This is a genomic window from Peribacillus sp. GL_122, assembly GCF_057835005.1.
In genome coordinates this window covers 339,807-363,713 of record NZ_CM174415.1, presented here as the reverse complement: position 1 = coordinate 363,713, position 23,907 = coordinate 339,807, and the positions used below count along the sequence as shown (strand labels likewise).

Genomic DNA, 23,907 nt, shown 5'->3' with positions numbered 1-23,907 from the left:
CTCACCTCCGCAAAAGGCCCATTGCTCACTCTTTGCTTTTCTCTTTTTCTTCAGATGATTTATTGGAGGAATCCTTACTTTCCTCTTTCCCCTCAGAAGCAGATTCCTTTTCCGCTTCTTCTTTTACAGCAGGTTTTGCTTCCGCTGCGCCTTTATCCTCTGTTGAAGGCTGGTTCTGATCTTGCTGTTCCTCCAATTGCTTTTGCAATTCCTTTAGTTCCTTTTCATATTCGGACAACTCAGTATCGATTTCTTTAATTTGCGTTTCCTTTTCTTCCCCAGAAAGGTTATCGTCCAACTTGATTTGTTCTTTCTGATTTAACAGACCATATGTAATTAATTCGCGATCCTCCATGATTCTCGCCAAATCGATCGCGTCCTCGTTCATGCCCCTGCCTATATAGATCCAATATAGGAGATACTGGCTATCGGTCTGCAATGTGATTGCATTTTCCACATTTTTCCTAGCTACTCCCTCCAACGGTTCATAGGTGACGTAGGACTTCGCCAGTTCATACTGAACGACATACGGCATTTTTTTCGGATCATAGTTTTCCAAACGGTCAATGACTTCACTATATTTTTGTTTTAAGAAGCTTTCACCGCTTTCTACATACGCCTCCTGCTTAGGTTGGGAGAAGAATAGTGTGTAAATCGCGAACAACAGCAGTGGCACTAGAACGATAACCGTACCCCAAAGTATATAACGGCCCGTTTTCCATTTCTTTTCAGGGATATGCACAAATGCTTTTTCTTCCTTCTCTAAAGCTTCTATCCGAGTTTGAATGAGAGTGGAAAGTTCATCCCAAGTCCCCGATTCCAATATACTTTGTGATTCGTTCGATAGTTTTAGTGTTTTATGGTAAAGCAAATACTCTTCGAATGTATACTGCCCATCCACAAGTGCCGAAATCGTTGCCTTCGTTTCTTTAAATAGCTCATCTTGATCATGCTCATAAGGAGGCAAACTGTCTTTTACGCCATAATGCAGGAAAAATGGGGCCAAGCCTGAATCAAAAACGATATTTTCCGGACAGACGACTAGTTGCAGGCGACTCAATTCATGATTCCTGATTTTCTTCAAGATTTGATAAGACGATAACCATCTACTTAACGGATTTTTTTCTTTAGCTTTGGAAAAAACAAAAAAAGAGGCTGGTGGATTTACTCTGATCTGCACCTCGTCCTCTGTCACTTCTATATGTTTCTGGAGAGTATCATCCGCTTCATGAATAAGCTGTAATTCCAGTGGGTCTTGCATCGATAATTTTGCCCGTTGGAAAACTAACAAATGCCCATTATCATCCTTCATCATTGCAGCTTCTGTTTTTTTCTCCAGATATGAGGATTTTTTCTCATCCATTTTATGTAACTCCTTTACCCCTGCTAAAGGGCTTTAGACTTTTTTCCTATAAAGAGTCCACACTTAATCCATTAGAGGATCTCAAGGCGGTCCCCCGTCGTAATTCCGCTATCAAGCAGGGTTTCATAACCTGAACATACGAACTCTTTATTCTGGACCCGCACCCAATAGCCTTCTTTAGGTGCACTGGCAATATCCTTTACCTGCCATATTATTTCCACAACCTTCTTGATGGATCGGTAATTCGACACTTGCAAATCAAACACTTCCCCTGTATACCTGTTTAAATCGATCGTCAGTTGAATATATATGGAAACCACCTCTTTTAAAGCAAAAAAACACCACGATCTACATAAAGAGTCGCGGCGCTTTTTCCTAGAAAATTCTTTATCTCATTGACCTAATGATTATCCGCGAATTTGACTAGCAATCTGATTATCTGTGTCTTCAAGGATTTGAGCTGATTTATTCAATTGTTGAGAAACTTCATTCAACAAACGAGCCATATCCATGAATGAAGGCTTTAATTCTTCGTACTGACCTACGAAAGCCTCACTGGAAGAACCTTCCCAAATACCAGTTAAATGATCTCTCATTCTATCTAAACGACCAATCATATCCGTTACTTGTTGGCTCTCATTATCATATTGTCTAGCTACATCTTTCAGTTCTGAAGGTGTTACACGAATTTGTGACATAGAAAAAATCCTCCTTTTATCTTATATAGTACATTTTAATAGAACCATACATTTTCTGCCATATAAATAAGCGCAAAGTCGAAAAATGGTAAATTATGATTATGCAAAAAAACCTAAATATGGCATTATGAAAGTCTATGTACCTGTTTTCTCAAATATTTAAACCCTTTTTTTAATTAATTTTTAACTTTTTACTTTTTCATGGTAAAAAAAGTTCCTTATACCCAATATTTCTGAACCATTATCGAATAATATGGTTTACACCATAATAATAGTGACTTTAGACTTTCTTTTCTAGGAAATTAATCAAACGTTTGATTAAAGTCTGAAAATCAAACGTTTCCATACTGTTCGCCTTTATAATTGATCGATCCCAAATCATTCAAAATGGACATCCGAATGAACGGGGGACCTTTTTTGCAAAGATATATTGTCCTGACTCCCTTTTTCGGCCAACCACTCACTTCAGCTACAGCAGGAATACGTCATATAGCGAGAATCGGTATATCCAACAGAAACAGGCCATCTCTTCCCAAAGGTTTTTGGAAAAGTGATGGCCTTTATACTTAATACATGATTCAATTACGTTGCTTAATCAAATAACCCGTTCCAAAAAATGTTTCAAAAACCGATCACTTTCCACATTCGTACAGACGCGGATTCTAGGTTCGCCATCCTCTTGACCAATTGTCCTGCCTGTTTCTTCACCCTCGGTCACCACCTTGACGTTCATCCATTCTGTATTCACAAAACTTGAATCAATCGCAACCCCGACAGCAAGCGGATCGTGAAGGGCGCAACCGCCCAAACCTGGATGGGAGTTTTCATATGCTTTCATATAATAATCGGTCATTTCCGCTAAAAATTTGGCGCTTTCCTTACCAGTGGCACGCCAATCATCAAGCTTCGATTTCAACAGATATGTTTGGAGTGTCACATCAAGCCCCACTAGGGTGATTGGCAGTCCTGAAGCAAATACCTGATCAGCTGCTTCAGGATCTGATATTATGTTCGCTTCAGCATAGGGCGTTACATTTCCTGGTACGTTTACGGCACCGCCCATAATAATGACCTCTTTTACTAAGGACATGATCGTTGGGGCTTTTTTAATCGCCAATGCGATGTTAGTCAGTGGTCCAACTGCAATAATCGTAATTTCATGCGGTCGGCTTTTCACTTGATCGATAATGAAATCTGCTGCATTTCCTTGTGATGCTTTGATGGTTGGTTCAAACTGAAGAGTATTTCCTAACCCGTCTTCCCCATGAACATGCTTCGGATATTTCTTCTTCCTTCCGCGCACCAAAGTTTGGTCAGCACCTTCAAAAACCGGAATACGCCTGTTTAATTTCTCCAAAACGGCAAGTGTATTGCGGGTCGATTCAACAACGGGCACGTTACCAAAGCAAGTGGTGAATCCGAGCACTTCCAATTCCGGGGAATTTAAAGCATATGCCATCGCCATGGCATCATCAATCCCAGTATCAACATCGAATATGATTGGTTTCAATATTTCCACACCTTCCAAAATCACTTTTTGAGAGCTTTTTCAATAGAGAAATAACAAATTGATTGCCTTCACTTTTCTCTTTCTTATGTATAATGAAACACTGTTTTCCAACTGAATTTTAACATTCAACGATAGGCAGTTCCACAGAAAGTTAGGAATACTCTTAATTTGCAAACAAATGACAATGCCAGCTGCTTCTTGTATCTACCAGTAATAATAGTTGACCGCTCATAAATATCAATGATATAAAAAGTGAAAAGAAGAAGTTGTATCTTAGTAGTGACCAATCCTTTTCAACTTTGTCAAAGCTATTACGTCTACTACAAAAGCAGTTATGAATACACGCGTTACGAATTTATGATATCCAAGGTGGAAAAAGGATGAAAATGTTTAAGTTGATTGAAGATGTTCCTTCTGCGTATAAAAAAGGAACAAAATTCTTTTTAATATCACATTCAGAATTCATTGGCGTGAAAAGTTATGTATTACTGGCTGAAGATTTGAAAGGAAAGATCGAAGTAACGGAAGAGGAATTGAGGAGTAAATTCGTTTCCATACATTGATTTAAAAAGCTCCATTTGGTTAAGCTGGAAGCTGCTTAGCCAAATGGAGCTTTTCCTTTCCAAGTCGCTGGTATTGAACCGGCGACTGAAAAAAACTGAATATGAGGAAGGAAAGGACATGTACATTATGGTGAATGTTTTCTTAAAAACTATGATTCTAATGAGGCGGAAATTTTCATCATATTCTATCCCACAGCAGGAGAAAGCATTGTTAAAGTCTGTACCAAATCAGATGAAGTTCATTCATATACTATTTGGTATGGCTTCATGGGGCTGATTCTATATATCTCTTTCAAATAAATGCATCTTAGAATCAGAAGCTCCTTTGCCTTCTATTTTATTGTTTTTTTGATTCACACTATCGCCATATAATAATCAAATTTCAATTAAAGAGAGAAGTATTGGCGTATAGCGATGAAGCTCCACCAGAGTGAACAAATAGAATGTTATCCTCAGGCTTAAGGGTGCCTTTTTGTATTAAATCGATGAGTCCCGCTGCCGCTTTACCCGTATATACCGGATCCAGCAAAATCCCTTCCGTTCTTGCCATTAGCTTGACTGCTTCCACCATTTCAGGTGTAGGCAAAGCATAACCCGGTCCGACATACTCATCAAAGCACGTAACAGCCTCACGAGGAATTGAATTTGAAATGCCGATGTGTGCTAAGGTTTCTTTAACTAGCTGATAAACTTTCTCTTCTTGTTCAGCTTTTCCTCTGCTTACGTTTATTCCAATTACTGATATTCCACTTTGGTTTCCATGAAATCCGGCCACCAAACCAGCATGCATTCCACCGCTTCCACTTACACAAATAACAGCTTTCAAATCAATTCCTTGGTCAAAGGACTGTGCCAAGATCTCCTGTGCGCAAGCAACATATCCCGTTGCACCAATGACATTCGATCCCCCAACCGGAATGATGTACGGGCTATGTCCATTCTCTGTTACCTCTTTAGCCACTTTCTGCATTTCTTGCATTAAGTCCGCCCCATTAGGCACTACTTTGATTTGTTCAGCGCCCAATAAATGATAGAGAAAATAGTTACCATTAAAATCTGGTTCAGAATTTGCAAGACCTTCTTCCAACACAAGAATGCACTTCATTTTCTCTTTAACCGCTGCCGCTAATGTTAAACGGCAATGATTTGATTGAATGCCTCCACATGTAATTAACGTATCAGCCCCTTTATCCAATGCATCGGCAACAAGGAATTCCAGTTTTCTTGTTTTATTTCCCCCAGCCGTCAGACCAAGCATATCGTCTCGTTTAAGATAAATAGAAGGACCACCAATAACTTCGGAAAAATGATGTAATTTCTCAATGGGTGTATCTGTTGGTGTATATCGCTGTCTGGGGAATTGTGCTAAATTCATTTTTAAAACTCCTCCTGATATTTCTGTTTAAGACTAGCCATATTACATTAAAGAAAATTGAATATCAATCTTCCCTTTTCAATTATATATAATTAAATAATAGCCACCGCTTCTATTTCAATAAAAGCATCTTTAGGTAAACGAGCAACTTCAACCGCACTTCTTGCCGGATAATTATCAGGGAAAAACTCTCCATATACTTGATTCATCACGGCAAAGTGATTCATATCACTTAAAAAAACCGTTGTTTTTATTACCTGCTGTAAGCTTGATCCCGCCGCTTCTATAACTTTCTTAAGATTCTCCAATGACACCCTTGTTTGCTCCTCAATATTATCAGGCATTTCTCCAGTTTCAGTCTGAATTGGAAGCTGCCCTGAAGTATACACTACATTCCCTGCCTTAATTCCTTGTGAATAAGGACCGATCGCCTTGGGAGCTTCATTGGTTATGATTGTTTCTTTTATCATATAAACCACCTCTTTTTTTGTAATCCTATTAAAAAACGGAATTGAATTTAATTTCCTTTAAATAAAACGCTTACATTCAACACAAGCCTTCCCTCTTATTCTTTGCGCTCAAAATCACACTCCATTAGCGGCACCATTTTTGTTTTCTTAATGATTTTATACCCAAGCCAGAGAAGCAAGAAAATAGGAAGACCTATATACGTCGCTATAATTTCTGCCCAGCTAATTTGATCTCCGTAAAAAAGAGTCTGTCCAAAAATGAAAACCACAAAAAATAACAGCGTGATAACTGGGCCCAGCGGGTACCATTTGGCTTTAAACGGCAATTCATTTAGATCTCTGCCTTGGGCTACATAGGCCTTACGGAAGCGGTAATGACTAACGGCAATCCCGAACCATTTGATAAATCCGGTAAGGGCTGAAGCATTTACCAACCAAATAAAAACTGAACCATTTCCAAAAAGGGAAGCCAAAAAAGAGGCAAGTCCTATAAAAGCAGTTGTACAAAGGGCCCACATGGGAATTCCCCTCCTGTTAAGCCTTGCAAAGACCCGTGGTGCCTTTCCTTCTTTCGCTAGTGCCCATAGCATACGTGAAGAAGCATACATTGCTGAATTCGCTGCGGATAAAACAGATGTAAGAAGCACCGCATTCATGAAGGAAGCAGCTAATGCCAACCCAGCTCTCTGAAGAACAAGAGTGAAGGGGCTGATAGATACATTTTGAACGCCTGATTTAAGCAGGTTTGGATCCGTATAAGGGATAATCAAACCGATAACAAAGATCGTCAGCACGTAGAAAATAAGGATTCGCCAGAAGATTGACCGAATCGCTTTCGGTACGTTTTTCGATGGATTTTCGGTTTCACCTGCTGCCGTCGCAATCACCTCAGTTCCCTGGAACGCAAAGCCCGCGATGAGCACTACACTAAAGATAGATACAAGCCCGCCATGGAAAGGAGCATCTCCTTGGGTAAAGTTACTGAACCCGACCGCATGTCCTCCCATAATTCCAAAAATCATGGCAACCCCAATAACGAGAAATACGATGATCGAGATGACCTTAATGCCGGCAAACCAGTATTCACTTTCCCCATATGCCTTGACTGATAAAACATTTAAGATTAGCAACAAACCCAGAAATAGTGCACTCCACAATATAGAAGGTGAGTCTGGAAACCAATACTTCATAATAAGAGTAGAGGCCACCAAATCTGCAGGAACCGTTATCGCGGTTGTATACCAATAGTTCCAACCTAACGCAAAGCCTAACGCAGGATCAATATACTTTGAGGCATAGATGTCAAAGGCCCCCGGGACCGGTAAGAAGGCCGATAGCTCTCCTAAACTATTCATGACAAAATAGACCATGATTCCTACCAGAATGTATGCAGCAAGCGCTCCCCCCGGCCCCGCAGTGCTAATCGTCGATCCGCTGGATACAAACAATCCAGTTCCAATAGCGCCACCTATAGCCATCATCGTTAAATGCCTGGATTGCAGCTTCCTTTGTAATGATCCTTTTGTATTTCGCTCTTCTAGGGTGTTACTAATCTCTGCTTCTAATTTCCCCATAGAGTATCCCCCTTTTTACTCATCGTTCAAATACAATTTGTATGCAGGCTCATCTTGTTGTTCTTTTGAAAAATCTCTTCATTGAAATGTTTTTATAATTTTCTGTCAACTTTCAAAATACCTCTACCTTCCGCTTTTATCCCCTCCTCTCAAATTCAGAAGAGAAAATGCTATAAGCACTCTCCCGCATTAATTTTAATTGAGTAAAATAGATGAAGTTAACATAATTTATACTTTTCCAACTTGCGATATAGAGTAGACAGGCTAATCTGTAGTTCCCTGGCAATCTGTTCTTTATCATCTCGATATTTTTCAGCCAGGAAATAGCTCTGGATTACGTCCTTTTCGTATTCTGAAATCATTTGTTCTAAGCTTAATCCACTGCACTCAACAGAGAGATGATCCTGTTGAAAGAGATAGTCAGGTAAATCTTGAAAGCCCACAATATCCGATTCGGCCATATTGACCATATATTCTACGGCATTTTCCAATTGCCGTATATTCCCAGGCCAATCATAACGGATAAGCCATCGCTCCAACATGGGGTCAAGTCTCAGTGGATTCCTTTGCATGATCATACAATGTTTATGAATGAAATGTTCGAGATACAAAGCAATATCATCACGCCGCTCTTTCAAGGGTTTGGTATGGAGAGGGAGGACATTGAGACGATAATATAAATCCTCGCGAAAAGTTCCGTTTTTCACCATTTCCTCCAGGTTACGGTGAGTGGCTGCAATCACCCGTACATTAATCTCGATTGATTTATTACCACCTATTCTTTCAATCTCTTTTTCCTGTAAAACCCGTAATAACTTTGGCTGCAAGAAAAGCGGCATATCTCCAATTTCATCAAGAAAAATGGTTCCGTTGTGCGCTAATTCGAATTTCCCCATTTTCCCATTCCGCCTTGAGCCAGTAAATGATCCGCCCTCGTATCCAAACAATTCACTTTCTAACAAGCTTTCAGGTATGGCGGCGCAATTAACTGCCACAAATGAATGCATTCGGCGCTTGCTTTCAAAATGAATCGCCTTAGCTAATAATTCCTTACCCGTACCGCTATCTCCCCTAATCAACACAGTGGATGGACTGTTTACAATCCTTTTTGCTTTTTTAATAACATCTTGAAGCCCGGAATCTTTACCAAGAATGTTTTCAAAAGTAATAGATTTCGTAGGTATCGGTATATCTTCTTGAATTTTGCACCCCTGTTCTTTACCAAGGTCCAGCATTGCTAATTTATTGACTAATAATGTACTAACATTGCGTAAAAACTGTATCAGGTTCTCTGATTCTATAATCATTTTCTCCTTTTGTTCAAGGGAAAAACCAATCATGCCGATGACGCCAACCGGTTTGTCTTGCTTTACAATAGGAAACCCGATGGTAGCGAGTTCTTTGCATTGATTTACGAATTTACAACTCCTACACTGCGACTCATCTTTTTTCACATCGTAAACCACTCCAGGCTCCCCTGTTTCCAATATCATTCTGAAAAAGGAGCCTTCCGGAGCCGTTTTGCCAATGAGATCTTTATAGTAGCCAGTTCCGCTAATGCGAACCCCCTTTTCATCAAGCACCGTTATATCCAGACCAAGGATTCCTGCTGTGTTCTCAGCGTAATCTTGAATAAACTGCTGCATGCCGATAAAGCCTGCCATATTATCCTCCTCTGCTATTGCGCTTTATGAAATAATAAAATTAATTTATTATAAAATAAATTTCTACGCTTTGCACAAAGAGGAGACAGCTTTTTCTATGCCACCCAGAGCATTTTTCAACATCGAACGCGGGCAAGCGATATTAAGTCGCATAAACCCTTCACCTTCCATACCGAAGATCTGCCCTTCATTCATTGCAACCCTTGCTCGGCGCAACATAAATTGATCCATTTCTTCAACTCCCAATTCCCGGCAATCAAGCCATACAAGGTATGAGCCTTCAGGCTGAATGACTTTGATTTGTGGGATGTTTTTGCTGAAGTAACTCAGAGTGAACTCCAGATTCCCCTGCAAATATTCAAGGAGCTGATCCAACCATTCTTCTCCATAGCGGTATGCAGCCTCTAACGCAACAACACCAAATATGTTCGGCGAACCAATAGATAATGTATTAAGTTCTTGATTATACCTTTCACGGTGTTGCTGGTTTGGAATAATGATACTTGACGTCTGCACACCCATTAGGTTAAAAGTTTTGCTTGGCGCAATGCAGGTAAGAGAATAATTCGCAAACTCTTCTGAAATAGAAGCAAAAGGAATATGGGTATGTGTTTTATAAACAAAGTCAAAGTGAATTTCATCTGCGACAACGAGAATATTGTGCTTCATACAAAGCTGCCCCAGTCTCGTCAATTCTTCTCTGCTCCATACCCTTCCTATTGGGTTATGGGGACTACATAGGATCAACATTTTCACTTTTGAATCCATCTTTGCCTCTAGGTCTTCGAAATCTATGGAATAACGCCCATTTTCAAGCTTAAGCGGGTTGTTTACAATTTCACGGCCGTTCGCTTGGACTACACGGGCAAAATGATGGTATACAGGAGGTTGGATAATTATTTTGTCCCCTGTCTGCGTGAAGGACTGAATCGCCAACGATAGAGCTGGGATCACTCCTGGGCTGTGGGTAATCCATTCTTTCTCAATGGACCATCGATGTCTTCTTTTCAGCCAACCAACAATGGATTCCATGTACGAGTCCGGTCTTAGCGTGTATCCATATACACCGTGGACCACACGTTGTTCCAATGCATCGATGACTGGTTGCGGAGACTTAAAATCCATATCAGCCACCCACATCGGAATAACATCCTTTACGCCAAAATGATTTTCAAGATCATCCCACTTTTCGCAGTCAGTGTTCAGTCGACGGATTTCTTGGTCAAAATTATATTTCATCGAGTATCTCTCCTTCTCATGTTTGCTTGTGTACCTTGCCTCTTTATATATGCAATTGTCATGCCAACCCATTTCTCTTATAAAATCTCCTTATTTCCTTAGAATATCTTGTTTGATTACCCTAAACACGCGGTCTTTTTTTTTAAAACCCTTTTATCCTAAGCTTTAGCACTTTTGCAATGTTAGGAAATATTTTCTTATAGATGATAAAATCAAAACATTCATTAAGATTCCTGGTGAGTCACAACTTCTTCTGTTTCCTCCATTCCTCATATCCACCTACAAGGCTTTGTACCTCTTTAAAACCATGAACTTGCAGAAGGCTTGCAGCGATGGCTGATCTTCCTCCGGTTTTGCAATAAACCAAAATTGGTTTATCATGTGGAAGTTTAGGTGCCTGTTCTTGTAAATGGCCAAGCATGACATGATTAGCTTGTGGAAGATGGCCTTCCTTCCATTCGGCCATGCTTCGGACATCTAGCACATATATGCTTTCTGTTTGAATTGCGTCATCTATCATGTCCATTGTCACTTCTTCATATTTCATAACACGTGAATCAGATTCGCCAGCCTGCTCAATGATATATGGATCCAATGTTGCAATGACGCGATCCAACCCAATGGACTGGAGATCTTTCACAATATCTGCAACATCAGCATTGCTTGCCAGAAGATATATAGGTAAGTCATAATCCAACAGCCACCCCGCCCACGTTACAAATGATTTGTTATATGGAATATTAATTGAGCCTCGTATATGCTTGGTGGCAAATTCACTGGCCGGACGCGTATCCAAGACTATTCCCTGTTCCGTCCACTCCTGCACAGTATCTATTGACCCCATCATTGGAAGTGGTGCTGCTATCCTTCGGATTTGTTGCGCTCCATCTTTATTCAACCGCTTCATCATTGAAAAATAAGGGGGTGCCTCAGGCTGCCCAGCCAACAGCGCTTCAACAAAGAGATTTTCATCATTATATTGCAGTGCCCAATTTGTCCGTTTTTCATAGCCGATGGTTGACGACGGAATCGCACCTAGCGCTTTACCACAGGCACTGCCCGCTCCATGCCCTGTCCATACTTGCAAATAATCTGGAAAGTTTTTAAATTGTTGCAATGACCGATACATCATGCGTGCCATTTTTTCTGAGGAACCATGTACCCCTACGGCTTTTTCTAATAAGTCGGGACGCCCCACATCACCGACAAATATAAAATCCCCCGTAAATATGCCAAGTGGGTCCGCACCCCCATCTGTTACGAGCAGCGATATATGCTCAGGTGTGTGTCCTGGCGTATGTACCACCTCAAAATTGATATTTCCAATGGCAAATACATCTCCATTTCTCAGAAAGCGGTGGTCATACCCAGTTGCGTACTCATATTTCCAGTCCGGCCTTCCTTCATCAGACAAATACAATGTCGTTTCAAGCCTGGAAGCCAGCTCCAGCGAACCAGACAAAAAATCGGCATGAATGTGTGTTTCCGTTACGCCCACGATCCTCACACCATGTGCTCTTGCCGTTTTTATGTAAGGCTCTATATTACGTGACGGATCGACAATGATCGCTTCACCGGTAGCCTGACATCCCACAAGGTATGAAGCTTGAGCCAGTTTCTCATCATAAAAATACTTCAATAGCATAAATCCTTCTCCTTTCAAGCACCTCGGATACTTTTGTTTTGTTATGACTAGCAACGTTTTTACATCTTTCCTTTAAGCATTCCGTTCCAATACATAATGGGAAGCAAGTTTTTCTTCAATAAATACATACTGAACCTCTCACGGGATTGATCGATTGGAAAGGTTTCTTGCGGCTGTAAATCATAATTGAACTCAGCCAGTATAAGCCGCCCATATCCGGTAACAAGCGGACATGATGTATAGCCGTCATATTTATGAACCATAAGTTTGGCACACATCCGATGAAGCAAATTTTGCACAAGCACGGGCGCTTGTTTGCGAATCGCAGCCCCCGTTTTCGACGTAGGCAGGTTTGTACAATCCCCTATCCCAAATACATTGTCATAGTGTTGATGCTGAAGTGTATATTTGTCCACATTCAGCCACCCATTACTTGCCGCGAGCGAACTATTCTTGATAAAATCAGGAGCGCTCATCGGTGGTACCACATGTATCATGTCATATTGCATATTCACGCGCTCTTCTGTGTTCAGGTTTTCAAATGTCGCTCGCTTCTTGTCACCATCAATTTCAACAAGATGATGCATAAAATATGTCTCTATTTCTTTTCGTTCAATTATTTTATTTAGTGCCTGTTCATATTTTTTCACATTGAATATGGATGGGTTCCCTGAAACAAAAATAACCGAAGATTGCTCGCGAACTCCCGATTTTCTGAAATAGTCTTCTGCCATATACATAATTTTTTGAGGAGCCCCACCGCATTTTACCGGCGTGTTCGGGTTGGTGAAAATGGAAGTCCCCCCCTTGAAGTTTCTGATCGCCTCCCATGTGCCATCAACATAATCATAAGAGTAATTACTACATACCCCATTCTTTCCAATACTCTCTTTTAAACCTTTGATTTTATGCCAGTCAATTTGAATCCCGGCTGCGACAACTAGATATTCGTAGTGCAGTTTCTTTCCGGATGCTGTTACAACAACATTTTCATCGGGCTCAAATGTGTTAACCGCATCCTGTACCCACACGGCTCCGCTCGGAATAACGGATGCTTCCTCCCTTTGTGTTACGGTTTTGTCAGCTTCGCCAGCTCCCACAAGTGTCCATAATGGCTGATAATAATGTTTCGTCGCAGGATCAATGATGGCAATGTTTCCGCTCAGAGTACGTGATTCACGCAAGAGACGAGCTGCGACCGTAATCCCGGCACTGCCACCCCCTACAATCAAAATTTTGTAATGGTTTTCATCCTTCATCTTTGCCATTCTAAGCACCTCATCTCAATTTTATAAAGTACCTCACCAATCTAACGCTTCAGCATTAATGATTAGCTTGTTTCGCCGACAGCTCCCCCTCCAACAAATGCGAGCATAATCCCCTAAAGCAAAAAAGTTATATTAAAAGTTATCTATTCTTCTCTTCTAGCCCTAAACACTGTATAGTTCCTATAAAAAAATAAGATGATAAAATCGGTGATTTTGAATATATTCCCAATAAATATTGTGTAACTACTCAATATTTATTGGCTTCAGATTAATGCGGGTCTCTGATTAACGTTACAAAGTAGAGCAGCTCTAATTGAGTTTCAGTATTGGATTTGTATGGAAACGGCACGATAATCTTTTTGGATAGGCGCCCTCCAATTAAATACTAGTAAATGATTATCTTTTTAATTTTCCACTTTCTACGATTTGATTGAGAAACTGTTCAACCTCTTCCTGGCTTTTTCCGATTTTACTTACAAAGCGATTAAGTTCCTTCCCTTCTTGAAAAGCAATAAAGCTTGGGATTCCATACACATCTAGCTTCTCTAATAGCTCCGGAAAATGGTCTCGATTTACTGCGATCATATCTATTTTTTCTTTATACGCTTCTTCTACAATTGGCATGAATAAATTGGTATTCTGACAGTCCGGGCACCATTCAACATAAAATTTGGCAACAACTGGTTTTGTTGATAAAATCGCCTCATCAAACTCTTGCTCAGTTTTGATCTCTTTCATAATTACAATCCTCCCTATATTTTGTTCTCAATGTTATACTGATTGTCTCCATTACTTGATCGCTCTTGCATCAAGATATCTTTCGCAATCCAGAGCAGCCATACAACCACTTCCTGCAGCAGTAATTGCTTGGCCGTATTTATGATCTTGTACCAGGATTCACGATGATATATTCCATATCGTCCGTAAATTGATCCATATCCGCCGAGCAAACTAAGTACGAATCCGACAATAGTTCCTGAAACAATGGAGAGGAGTACTTTAATAGTCGTCATTCTCTCCGAGACTCTTACCAACAAATAGTTGGCTATTCAGCTCTCCCTCCTTTCTTGATTTACTCTTATTATATAAGCAAAAACCATGCCAACTAATTTCTCCTGTAAAACCGCTTGTTTTACACACCCCGCACTTTATTAATTCTCAATTTTGCCACCATTTCCCTTAAAAAGACTTTCTCATCAAGCTTGATGCCTTCTTAAGAATGGGAACTACTTTTGCACCTGTAATAAAATCAACTTGTATAAAATGGTTCATTAACATATCGGTTATCGTTTAACTGAAATAGGATACATAAACAATGTTATTGTGTTACTTCTGATGAAAGAAAAAATCGCCCTAAATTTATTCAGGCGATTTAACGTTACTGGTATTATAGATTTTAAAGCTGGATGTATACTGTCGTCCTTCAGTTCAATCCTAAGCCAGGCCAAAATTGAGCTGAATAGGTCTTACATGGACAAAATTTGCGGCTAACTTCTGACGTGCTTCCAAACATCACGTTTATCTTCAAAAAGCTTTATTGGGCATCTTCCTTTTGGTATCACTCTTTAAACCAAATCGCTCACGAAGCTGACTATATGACTAACCCTTCATCCAACTTAAATCGTTTGACTTCTTGCATAAATTCTTTGTCGCTTTTTTGCCATAAAAAAATCCCCTACAGGTAAACTGTTAAGAACAGTCTACCTGTAGGGGATAATACAAATTTCCCTCGTTTTCTTATTTCAAGTCTTCAATCGAATCAATATCGACGTAATCCGGTACGACCAGACCAAGCTTTGTTCCTTTTAAGTTTGGTCCAAGGTCAACGATATCATCTTTATACTTATTATAGTATTCAAGATGTGTTCCCGGGAGCCATGCAGCCACCATTGCGTCCGCACTTCCGTTTGCTACACCAGCAAACATTGGCCCTACTTCGACCTGACTCAATGTTACATCATAGCCATTCTGCTCCAGTACCTTGCCAATCACATTCGTACTGGCAATTTCAGTGTCCCAAGCAACATAAACCAGTTTGATTTTTTCACCATTTCCTGATTCAGCACCTTTGGTCCATTCGGATACTTTGTCCTGATTTTCCTTTATCCATTTTTCTGCTGCTTCTGAAGGAGACATACCTTCAGTAACTTTGACCATTACATCTTCCATATCTTTAGTATCCCAGAAGAATTGATCAAGAATTTTATAAGCGCCAGGGGCATCTTGTTCAAGACCTTTTCTGGCAATCGAATTAATATTTTCAGCCTTGCCGAAGGATTCATTCGGATCTTCGAGATATTTCAAGTCATATTTCGAGAACATCCAATGCGGTGACCATCCTGTAACGACGATTGGTTCTTTTTTATCAATTGCTTTTTTCAATTCTGCAACCATCGCTGCCGATGACCCTTCAACCACTTTCCAATCATCCAGCTTATAATCATCTATAGCCGTTTTAGTCAACTTCATTATTCCTGCTCCAGGTTCAATTCCGATGATTTCATAATTGGCCTTGGCAGCAAGACTGTTTTCATCCCCGTTCACAGCTTTTTCTTTTGTAAAAGCACCGAATATTGCAGTACCCACAACAAGTAAAGCCAATATTGTAAAAATGATTTTCCTGCTAACGATATGTTCGTAAGCTGGTTTACGAAGATTTTGCGTGATACGATCTAAAATGATTGCAATGATTACGATGGATAATCCTGCTTCAAATCCTTGCCCCACATTAATTTGGCTGACAGCCCTGTAGACATCAGCCCCAAGTCCGGGTGCTCCAACCAATGAGGCTGTAACGACCATTGACAGTGCGAGCATGATGCTTTGGTTAACTCCTGCCATGATCGTTGGAGTAGCCAATGGTATTTGTACCTTGAATAACTTTTGGCTGCTGGTTGAACCAAAAGCATCCGATGCCTCGATCAAATCATTAGGCACTTCCTGAATCCCAAGATTGGTCATTCGGATTGTCGGTGCGATAGCGAAAATGAATGACGCAATGATCCCAGGCACTACCCCTATTCCAAAGAATAATATCGATGGAATCAAATAAACGAATGCAGGCATCGTTTGCATGAAATCCAAGATCGGGGTTACTATACTGCGCACGGTTTTATTTTGGGCACACCATATTCCGATCGGTATCCCGATCACTATCGTTAAAGCTCCTGACAATATAACGATTGCCAGAGTTTGGATGCTTGATTCCCAATAACCCAGATTATCAATCAATAGTAAGCTGATGAATGCAAATACTCCCAATGGCCATTTGCTTGTATAAGTAACCAGAAGGGTCAGGACGATGATTAAAACGATCGAAGGTCCTGCACTCATTACATCGACCAAGATATTCAATAGACCCTCGATTACATTAGTAATAAATGTAAATAATCCAGCAAATACAATAGTTATCCAATCCACTAAAGAATCGACCCAAGCTCCTAGTGGGATTTTCGGCATATTCATTGAATTATTCACTCTCCATTTCATTCAAGGAATCTTTATTTCCTGCCAAAGCACCGATAACGGCACCGCGAAGAAGAATTCCTTTAATTCTGTTCTGATCATCGATGACTGAGATTGGCAAGCTTGAAGTCGCCATCACATCCATGAGGTTTCCAAGTAATTCATCCTCTTTTACAGTTGGGATATCGGTTGACATCACTTCTGAGATCGATTGGTTATTGCTCATTGCCTGCCGAGCCTGTTCAGCAGTCACGGCCCCCAATAACTTCTGCTTTCTATCCACAACAAAAATACTGGAATACCCTTGTTTACGCATGATTTCCAAGGCAACCCTCGGACCTCTGTCCACCGCGATTTTCTCTGGGCGTATCATCACATGAGACGCTGTCAATACTTTTGATAAATCAACATCTTCCACAAACTTCTCGACGAATTCATTGGCTGGATTCATCATGATTTGTTCAGGGGTTCCCAATTGAATTACACTTCCATCCTTCATGAGGGCAATTCTATCCCCGATTCTTAATGCTTCATCAAGATCATGGGTAATGAATATGATCGTTTTTTTGTACTGATCCTGGATTTGAATCAGTTCATCCTGCATATCCTTACGAATCAATGGATCAAGGGCACTGAAGGCTTCATCCATCAATAGGATATCCGTATCACTTGCGAGTGCCCGGGCTAACCCTACCCTTTGCTGCATACCGCCGCTAAGCTGTGATGGCAGCTGATTCTCGTAGCCTTTCAATCCAACGGCCTCAAGAGCCTTCATCGCATTTTCATGACGTTTTGCTGGATCCACTTTTTGAATTTCGAGCCCGAATTCAGCGTTTTCCAATATCGTTTTATGCGGGAATAAAGCAAAGTTCTGAAAGACCATGCTTATTTTCTTTTGTCTGACTTCCCTTAACCGGGCAGCGTTCATCTTCACGATATCTTCATCATCAATTAAGATTTCACCCAAAGTGGGATCGATCAAACGATTGAACATGCGGATCAAAGTGGATTTTCCGCTTCCGGATAGGCCCATGATGACAAAAATCTCGCCGGGATAAATCTCGAAATTAACATTATTCACTCCGACCGTTTGTCCCGTTTCTTTCAAGATTTCTTTTTTCGATTTGCCTTGCTTCAATAAGTCTGTTGCTGCTTTTGGAGATTTGCCAAAAATTTTCGAGACATTTCTGACTTCAACATACGGCTTCATCAAGTCACCTCATTCTAATAGTTGCCCATATGATATTCAGTTTTGCTGAATTCCCCCGTTTTATGCGAGTGATGATTATTAATGCACAAGTACCTTGAAATAACCAAAATTCTACCCCATTACTTTTTCTTCAAAAAAAGCGGAAGTGACACTTATTCAGTGGCACAGGGCATAACGTGCATAAAAAAATAATCTAAATTTATTATTCCCAAGAAATAATTCTTTACTTGGATTATATTATGTGTGATAAATTGAGCATTTCAAGTAGGAAAAAAGAGGTGCAATCACAACTGAGGAAACTAGCAGGCACAACATATACCAACTGTAATATAAACGATTTCCACTTAGAGTTAGGTCCGGATGATGGACTTACGACTACCCTCTAAAGTACTTCATTTCCTTAACCAGATGGAATGGTACTTGCAGTGCAGTATAACACCAAAACGCATAGAAATATGATTATGGGATTCCCAATGTGTCTAATTTGAGCTTTGCAGGGAAAAGAGGTGCAATACAACTGAGGAAACTAACAGGCACAGCATATACCAACTGAAATATAATGGTTTTTTATTTTAGAGTTTTGTTCAGTCCGAGCACACATGGAATGAACCTGTAACCCTAAAGCACTTCATTACCTTAACAAACAATGAATATAAATTCAAATGATGTGCGGCGGAATTGTTGAGTACATATGTTAAGATGGTGCATCATATGAAAGTGGCACCATCCTTCTATAAACATTGATTTATCAACGGTTAAAGCCAAAAATGCGACATTGAAAATATATTTCTAGACACACGATTTATCATTTTTTTATAAATGTGAAATTATCTCACAATCGAATACTCTTTACGAACAAAACCAGAAGTACAAAAAATATGGCTACTTTAGTTAGTGGATTGCCTTCTTTCAATTAGCCCATTCATAGCATAGCTTCTTTGGCTGTACAAGCTTTCCATGCTGCAAAGAATATTCAATAATAATAATAAATACAGACCATGCATTTTAACTAAACCCGGCGTGATAAATCGCTACACTTCTATTGCCTTAATGTTCATTATAAAAATTTTATTTTCAATCATTTTTTGTTATTCTAAATATTTTTTTGACGTTGCCTGTCAGATAACAACCATATTTCCCTAGTTAAAAATATCCCTAACATTACTAGATTTCTTGTTAAAAAAATACTCATTTTCACTTATCAATTCATAATTATCGTATATCATCACTAATCTAACAGCAGGGAAAAAATCATGCACATGAAATACCTGCAGCCCCTGGCTGACATCCTGGGTCACTACGAAACGATTCTCAGGAGCATGGATGAACCAGCATAATAAACACGGTTTTCGTAGCGTAAATCAACAGTTGCTGCACCTTTCCCTAACTTAGCAATAAACTTCTTAAACATTTGGTTCATTTCCCCTTTAATTTCCATTAGTCTGGTAATTTCACTTTCGATTAAATCTCTATCAATTTATACAAATATATAGCTCTTAAAGTTTCATTTACATTCTAAGATTGCCCTCTTGAATATTATGTGTTCCTAATCTGCCCCTTTAAATTAAGAAAAAAACTATTAATCTTTATCTTTTTAACAATCTGATAAACCAATAAAATATTATCCATGGAAGAATGACCCATTCAATTATATTAGTAATTGCATATTATGTGCTTACACCAACTAATGGGAGTATTCGCTTTATTAAATGACGCCTTGCTATTTGGTAAATCGTTCTTTCTAAAAACTGGATCAATGGTGAAGCCATCGATAACCTTTATTCTCTATATAGAAGATAATAAGTGTTTTTTAATGTTTGTATACTCGATTTGTATACAAGCCTATGTATTTCCCTGATAAAATCGTTTCTGATTTTCCAAGTAAAAATGCATTCATACAGGAATAGATAATTTCATAATGAAGACCCACCAAATTAAATCTTCATTCTCTAGGATGATTGCTGATTGTATAAAACTTTTTAATGAAAAGCTAAAAAACACAGCGGTGAGCGTAACTTGTAAAAAGCGGTCTTACCAAAGGAGGATTGATGGAGATTTATCCATTAAAGAGAGAAAAAATAGAATCGAATTCTTTTTTTGAAATAGACAAAAGCATTACTCAAATCCCTTTTACTTGTAAATCATGTGGGGAAACTTTTGATGAATCTCTTATGAAAATAGAATTGTATGTATGTCCGAAATGCCAATATCACCACCCGGTTTCAGCTTATGACCGCATTTCAATGCTTACAGATAGTGGTTCTTTTTCGGAATTCAATAAAAGTTTAATTTCCGTTGACCCGCTGAACTTCCCTGAATATAAAGATAAATTAATTTCTGATAAGAATAAGACTGCATTAAATGATGCGGTTATTACCGGGGCAGCTTCCATAGGTGGCTATCCGATTGTGATTGGTGTCATGGATTCTCGTTTCCGTATGGGGAGTTTGGGCTCAGCAGTCGGTGAAAAAATCACAAGAGCCATTGAGGAATCATTAAAAACTCGAAAACCATTTATATTGTTTTCGGCAAGCGGCGGAGCTCGTATGCAAGAAGGAATTCTTAGCCTCATGCAGATGGCAAAAACGAGTGTTGCTTTAGAACAACTAAACTACGAAAAAATCCTTTTCGTATCCGTTTTAACGAATCCTACAACGGGTGGAGTTTCTGCTAGCTTCGCTTCATTAGGTGATATCAATATTGCCGAACCACAAGCTTTAATTGGCTTTGCAGGAAGACGCATAATTGAACAGACGATAAGAGAAGAACTTCCGGAAAATTTCCAAACCTCTGAATTTTTATTGGACCATGGGCAACTGGATATGGTTGTAAATAGGAGTGAATTAAAACAATCATTAACAACCATTTTAAAAATCCATCATCTCGACTTCAGGGAGTGTTTTAAACGATGAACTTGCAAGTATTAAAACAACTGGAAAATCAAATTGCTGAATTGAAAGAGGTGTCTACAAAGCATAATCTTGACTTTAACGAAGTAATAAATAATCTTGAGCAAAAAGTCAATGACATCAAAATTCATCTTAACGAGAACATGGAAGTTTGGGATAAAATTCAACTATCCAGAATTCAACAACGCCCTACTACTTTAGATTATATCCACCATATTTTTGAAGACTTTATTGAACTTCATGGTGACAGACTTTATGGGGAAGATCCTGCATTGGTTTCAGGAATAGCTACCTTCGAAGGAATGCCTATAACTGTCTTAGGAAATCAAAAAGGTAAAAATACTAAAGACAATATCTATCGCCGTTTTGGCATGTCGCAACCTGAAGGCTACAGAAAATCCCTAAGAATTATGCAACAAGCCAATAAGTTCAATCGCCCCATCGTAACATTTATCAACACGGCAGGAGCCTTCCCAGGTCGTGAAGCCGAAGAACGCGGACAATCTCAAGCTATCGCCCTCAATCTTCGTGAAATGGCAAGTTTTGGAGTTCCTATCATCTGTTTTGTAGTTGGTGAAGGTGGGAGTGGTGGTGCATTGGCTCTTGGTATCGGCAATCGAATCTACATGCTAGAAAACACATTTTATTCGGTTATTTCACCTGAAGGAGCAGCAGCATTATTATGGAAGGATGCCACACAAGCAAAACGAGCAGCTGAAGCATTGAAAATTACGGCTAAGGACTTGATGGAACTAGGAGTGATTGATGAGATCATCAAAGAACCTGTAGGAGGAGCACATATTGACATCCCACTTCAATCGCACTTTATCAAAGAAACCTTACGAAAAGCATTACAAGAACTTGGTCAATTTGATAAAGGCATTCTACGCCAACAACGTTTTGATAAGTTCCGAAAAATCGGTGAGTATATAGAAGAAAGGACATTTAAATAAGTAGATGAACAATTATTTCCGAACATGTTCATAGACCATTTGATATAGACGTTAGACTCAACATTTTGTAATGCAAATTATAGTGTCCATTCTTTCCTCCCCAATTACACCTGAATTATTTTATATCCTTTTGTTACATTATTCATGGCCATGCCAAATAACCCTCCAAACCCTTTTGGCAGGGTTTATCTCTGTTTTCCAAAACCGTTAACTAGACTATATCAAGGAAATCTCTTGCCTTTTTAACAAAGCATAAATACAATGAACCTCCTCCAATTTTAATCGAACTACTTCACGTTTTAAATGTTTGTCCCTTTTCGCCAATAAAAAAATCCCCTCCTAGGTAGATTATTTAATCTACCTAGGAGGGGATAAAAAAGGCATATCCCTTAAATGAAATTGATATTATGCGTATTGATTCAATCATCTCCAACAAGTTACTTCGGCTCAATCAACTGGCATCAACTTCAAATTATTGTTTATTTTGTTTCTTTGGCAGTAAGGAGCCTTGTCATTTCAAAGCTGCTAACTTTCTTAACAAAGAAATAAAGAAGTCTTATGTCTATTTTGCATTCCTATGTTCATCAAAATCGATTTTGCATTCCTCTAGCGGAACTACTTTTGTTTTCTTAATGAACTTATAACCAAGCCACATTATCAAAAAGAATGGGATGCCAAGATAGGCAGCAATTACACTTGCCCAGTTAATGTCAGCGCCAATGAAGGCCTGATAGTTTTGCGCCAATAAAACGAAAAAACAAAGAGCAAAGGAAAATATCGGTCCGAAAGGAAACCATTTTGACTTATAGGGAAGGTCGTCCAGTGAATACCCTTGAGCAATATAAGCCTTTCTAAACCTGTAATGGCTTGCCGCTATACCCAGCCAAAATATAAATCCAGTGACTCCAACCGCATTCATAAGCCAAATATAAATAACTCCATCACCGAAAATGGAAGCAAAAAAGGCCAACATTCCTACAAGTGAAGTGACAACCAGTCCCCAAATGGGAACGCCGCGCTTGTTGAGCTTCCCAAAAATACGCGGTGCCAGCCCTTCTTTTGCCATTGAGTACAACATTCGGCTTGTCACGTAAAGACTTGAATTACCAGCGGATAATACGGCTGTCAAAATGATGGCATTCATCACGGAAGCAGCAAATGCCAGTCCCACTTTTTCAAACACCATCGTAAACGGGCTAACCATGATCGTGTGTCCCTGCAGATTGCCATTCGTATAAGGAACAATCAATCCAATAACAACTATGGCCAGGATGTAAAAGAGGAAGATTCTCCAAAAAATGCTGCGAACTGCACGAGGTACATTTTTTGCCGGGTCTTCACTTTCACCGGCTGCAACACCGACTATTTCTGTACCTTGAAAAGAAAATCCAGCAGCAATGAAGATACCCAATGTTGCCAAAAAACCACCGGCAAACGGAGCGTCACCAACTGTGAAGTTTTTAAAACCAATCGCTTCTCCGTTCATAATTCCGAATATCATAAATATTCCGACAACAATGAAAATGATGATGGTTGCGACTTTAATGAGGGAAAACCAATATTCCCCTTCACCATACCCTTTAACAGATACGTAATTCAATAAGAATATCAAAACTAGAAACAAAGAACTCCATAAAAAAGACGAGCTGTCAGGAAACCAAAACTTCATTACCATCGTTGCGGCAGATAGTTCTGCGGCAAGGGTCATCGCCCAAGTGAACCAATAGTTCCAACCAAGCGCAAACCCTAATGCTGGGTCGATGAAACGCGAAGCATAGGTGCTGAAAGCTCCGCTGACTGGCATAAATGATGCCAGTTCTCCAAGGCTTGTCATAATAAAATAAACCATTATACCAATTACGGTGTAAGCGACCAAAGCACCGCCAGGCCCTGCAGAGTGAATGGCTGGACCGCTTCCGAGAAACAGCCCTGTTCCAATTGCACCGCCCAGCGAAATCATCGTAAGGTGGCGCGCTTTTAGCTTCCTTTGTAAAGTATTTG

Annotated in this window: 18 protein-coding genes and 1 pseudogene; 3 read left to right on the top strand and 16 right to left on the bottom strand. The window is 39.6% G+C overall.

Going from position 1 to position 23,907, the window contains the following annotated elements; translation table 11 throughout:
* Nucleotides 1-25: 25 nt before the first annotated feature.
* The 4 genes from essB to AC3ISB_RS01840 form a co-directional block, all read right to left on the bottom strand.
* The gene (essB, locus tag AC3ISB_RS01855) at nt 26-1,363 is read right to left on the bottom strand and encodes a type VII secretion protein EssB (protein ID WP_489275401.1); all 1,338 of its coding nucleotides are present in this window, start codon (nt 1,361-1,363) and stop codon (nt 26-28) included.
* Nucleotides 1,364-1,434: 71 nt separating this feature from the next.
* Nucleotides 1,435-1,674, bottom strand: coding sequence for an ESX secretion system protein YukD (yukD, locus tag AC3ISB_RS01850; RefSeq protein WP_053537134.1), 240 nt, complete (start codon nt 1,672-1,674; stop codon nt 1,435-1,437).
* A 96-nt stretch (nt 1,675-1,770) separates the two neighbouring features.
* Nucleotides 1,771-2,061, bottom strand: a complete 291-nt coding sequence (locus AC3ISB_RS01845; protein ID WP_034306171.1) for a WXG100 family type VII secretion target — start codon at nt 2,059-2,061, stop codon at nt 1,771-1,773.
* 595 nt (nt 2,062-2,656) lie between these two features.
* On the bottom strand, nt 2,657-3,571 hold the full coding sequence (locus AC3ISB_RS01840; protein ID WP_480340278.1) for a nucleoside hydrolase: 915 nt from the start codon (nt 3,569-3,571) through the stop codon (nt 2,657-2,659).
* A 380-nt stretch (nt 3,572-3,951) separates the two neighbouring features.
* Here AC3ISB_RS01840 and AC3ISB_RS01835 point away from each other — a divergent pair, with 380 nt between their 5' ends.
* Nucleotides 3,952-4,134 carry a hypothetical protein gene (locus tag AC3ISB_RS01835; RefSeq protein ID WP_098373529.1) on the top strand — a complete coding sequence of 61 codons (183 nt, stop codon included), beginning with the start codon at nt 3,952-3,954 and terminating at the stop codon, nt 4,132-4,134.
* Between the two features lie 382 nt (nt 4,135-4,516).
* Here the strand turns inward: AC3ISB_RS01835 and cuyA are convergent, their stop codons facing one another.
* The 11 genes and pseudogenes from cuyA to AC3ISB_RS01780 all read right to left on the bottom strand — a co-directional run bounded on the left by cuyA (nt 4,517) and on the right by AC3ISB_RS01780 (nt 18,044).
* A complete protein-coding gene (cuyA, locus tag AC3ISB_RS01830) occupies nt 4,517-5,509 on the bottom strand; it encodes a D-cysteate sulfo-lyase (RefSeq protein WP_489275398.1) in 993 nt (330 codons plus the stop codon).
* Nucleotides 5,510-5,601: 92 nt separating this feature from the next.
* Nucleotides 5,602-5,979, bottom strand: coding sequence for a RidA family protein (locus AC3ISB_RS01825; RefSeq protein WP_098373527.1), 378 nt, complete (start codon nt 5,977-5,979; stop codon nt 5,602-5,604).
* Between the two features lie 95 nt (nt 5,980-6,074).
* The gene (locus AC3ISB_RS01820; RefSeq protein WP_480340281.1) at nt 6,075-7,553 is read right to left on the bottom strand and encodes an amino acid permease; all 1,479 of its coding nucleotides are present in this window, start codon (nt 7,551-7,553) and stop codon (nt 6,075-6,077) included.
* Between the two features lie 218 nt (nt 7,554-7,771).
* Nucleotides 7,772-9,217, bottom strand: coding sequence for a sigma-54 interaction domain-containing protein (locus AC3ISB_RS01815; protein ID WP_144529401.1), 1,446 nt, complete (start codon nt 9,215-9,217; stop codon nt 7,772-7,774).
* Nucleotides 9,218-9,280: 63 nt separating this feature from the next.
* The gene (locus AC3ISB_RS01810; protein ID WP_489275396.1) at nt 9,281-10,456 is read right to left on the bottom strand and encodes a MalY/PatB family protein; all 1,176 of its coding nucleotides are present in this window, start codon (nt 10,454-10,456) and stop codon (nt 9,281-9,283) included.
* Nucleotides 10,457-10,697: 241 nt separating this feature from the next.
* The gene (locus tag AC3ISB_RS01805; RefSeq protein WP_480340284.1) at nt 10,698-12,101 is read right to left on the bottom strand and encodes an MBL fold metallo-hydrolase; all 1,404 of its coding nucleotides are present in this window, start codon (nt 12,099-12,101) and stop codon (nt 10,698-10,700) included.
* Between the two features lie 59 nt (nt 12,102-12,160).
* A complete protein-coding gene (locus AC3ISB_RS01800) occupies nt 12,161-13,360 on the bottom strand; it encodes an NAD(P)/FAD-dependent oxidoreductase (protein ID WP_489276838.1) in 1,200 nt (399 codons plus the stop codon).
* 405 nt (nt 13,361-13,765) lie between these two features.
* The gene (locus AC3ISB_RS01795) at nt 13,766-14,107 is read right to left on the bottom strand and encodes a thioredoxin family protein (RefSeq protein ID WP_144553213.1); all 342 of its coding nucleotides are present in this window, start codon (nt 14,105-14,107) and stop codon (nt 13,766-13,768) included.
* Between the two features lie 51 nt (nt 14,108-14,158).
* Nucleotides 14,159-14,260, bottom strand: a pseudogene (locus AC3ISB_RS01790) (thioredoxin-disulfide reductase); the annotation flags it as partial.
* Nucleotides 14,261-15,106: 846 nt separating this feature from the next.
* On the bottom strand, nt 15,107-16,834 hold the full coding sequence (locus AC3ISB_RS01785; protein ID WP_480340286.1) for a glycine betaine ABC transporter substrate-binding protein: 1,728 nt from the start codon (nt 16,832-16,834) through the stop codon (nt 15,107-15,109).
* A gap of 4 nt (nt 16,835-16,838) precedes the next feature.
* On the bottom strand, nt 16,839-18,044 hold the full coding sequence (locus AC3ISB_RS01780) for a quaternary amine ABC transporter ATP-binding protein (protein ID WP_098373519.1): 1,206 nt from the start codon (nt 18,042-18,044) through the stop codon (nt 16,839-16,841).
* Between the two features lie 2,048 nt (nt 18,045-20,092).
* Here AC3ISB_RS01780 and accD point away from each other — a divergent pair.
* The gene (gene accD, locus AC3ISB_RS01775; RefSeq protein ID WP_480340287.1) at nt 20,093-20,956 is read left to right on the top strand and encodes an acetyl-CoA carboxylase, carboxyltransferase subunit beta; all 864 of its coding nucleotides are present in this window, start codon (nt 20,093-20,095) and stop codon (nt 20,954-20,956) included.
* The gene (locus AC3ISB_RS01770) at nt 20,953-21,906 is read left to right on the top strand and encodes an acetyl-CoA carboxylase carboxyltransferase subunit alpha (RefSeq protein WP_489275394.1); all 954 of its coding nucleotides are present in this window, start codon (nt 20,953-20,955) and stop codon (nt 21,904-21,906) included. Before accD ends, AC3ISB_RS01770 begins: the two co-directional genes overlap by 4 nt.
* A gap of 562 nt (nt 21,907-22,468) precedes the next feature.
* Here AC3ISB_RS01770 and AC3ISB_RS01765 read toward each other — a convergent pair.
* Nucleotides 22,469-23,866, bottom strand: coding sequence for an amino acid permease (locus AC3ISB_RS01765; protein ID WP_489276836.1), 1,398 nt, complete (start codon nt 23,864-23,866; stop codon nt 22,469-22,471).
* Nucleotides 23,867-23,907 lie beyond the last annotated feature (41 nt).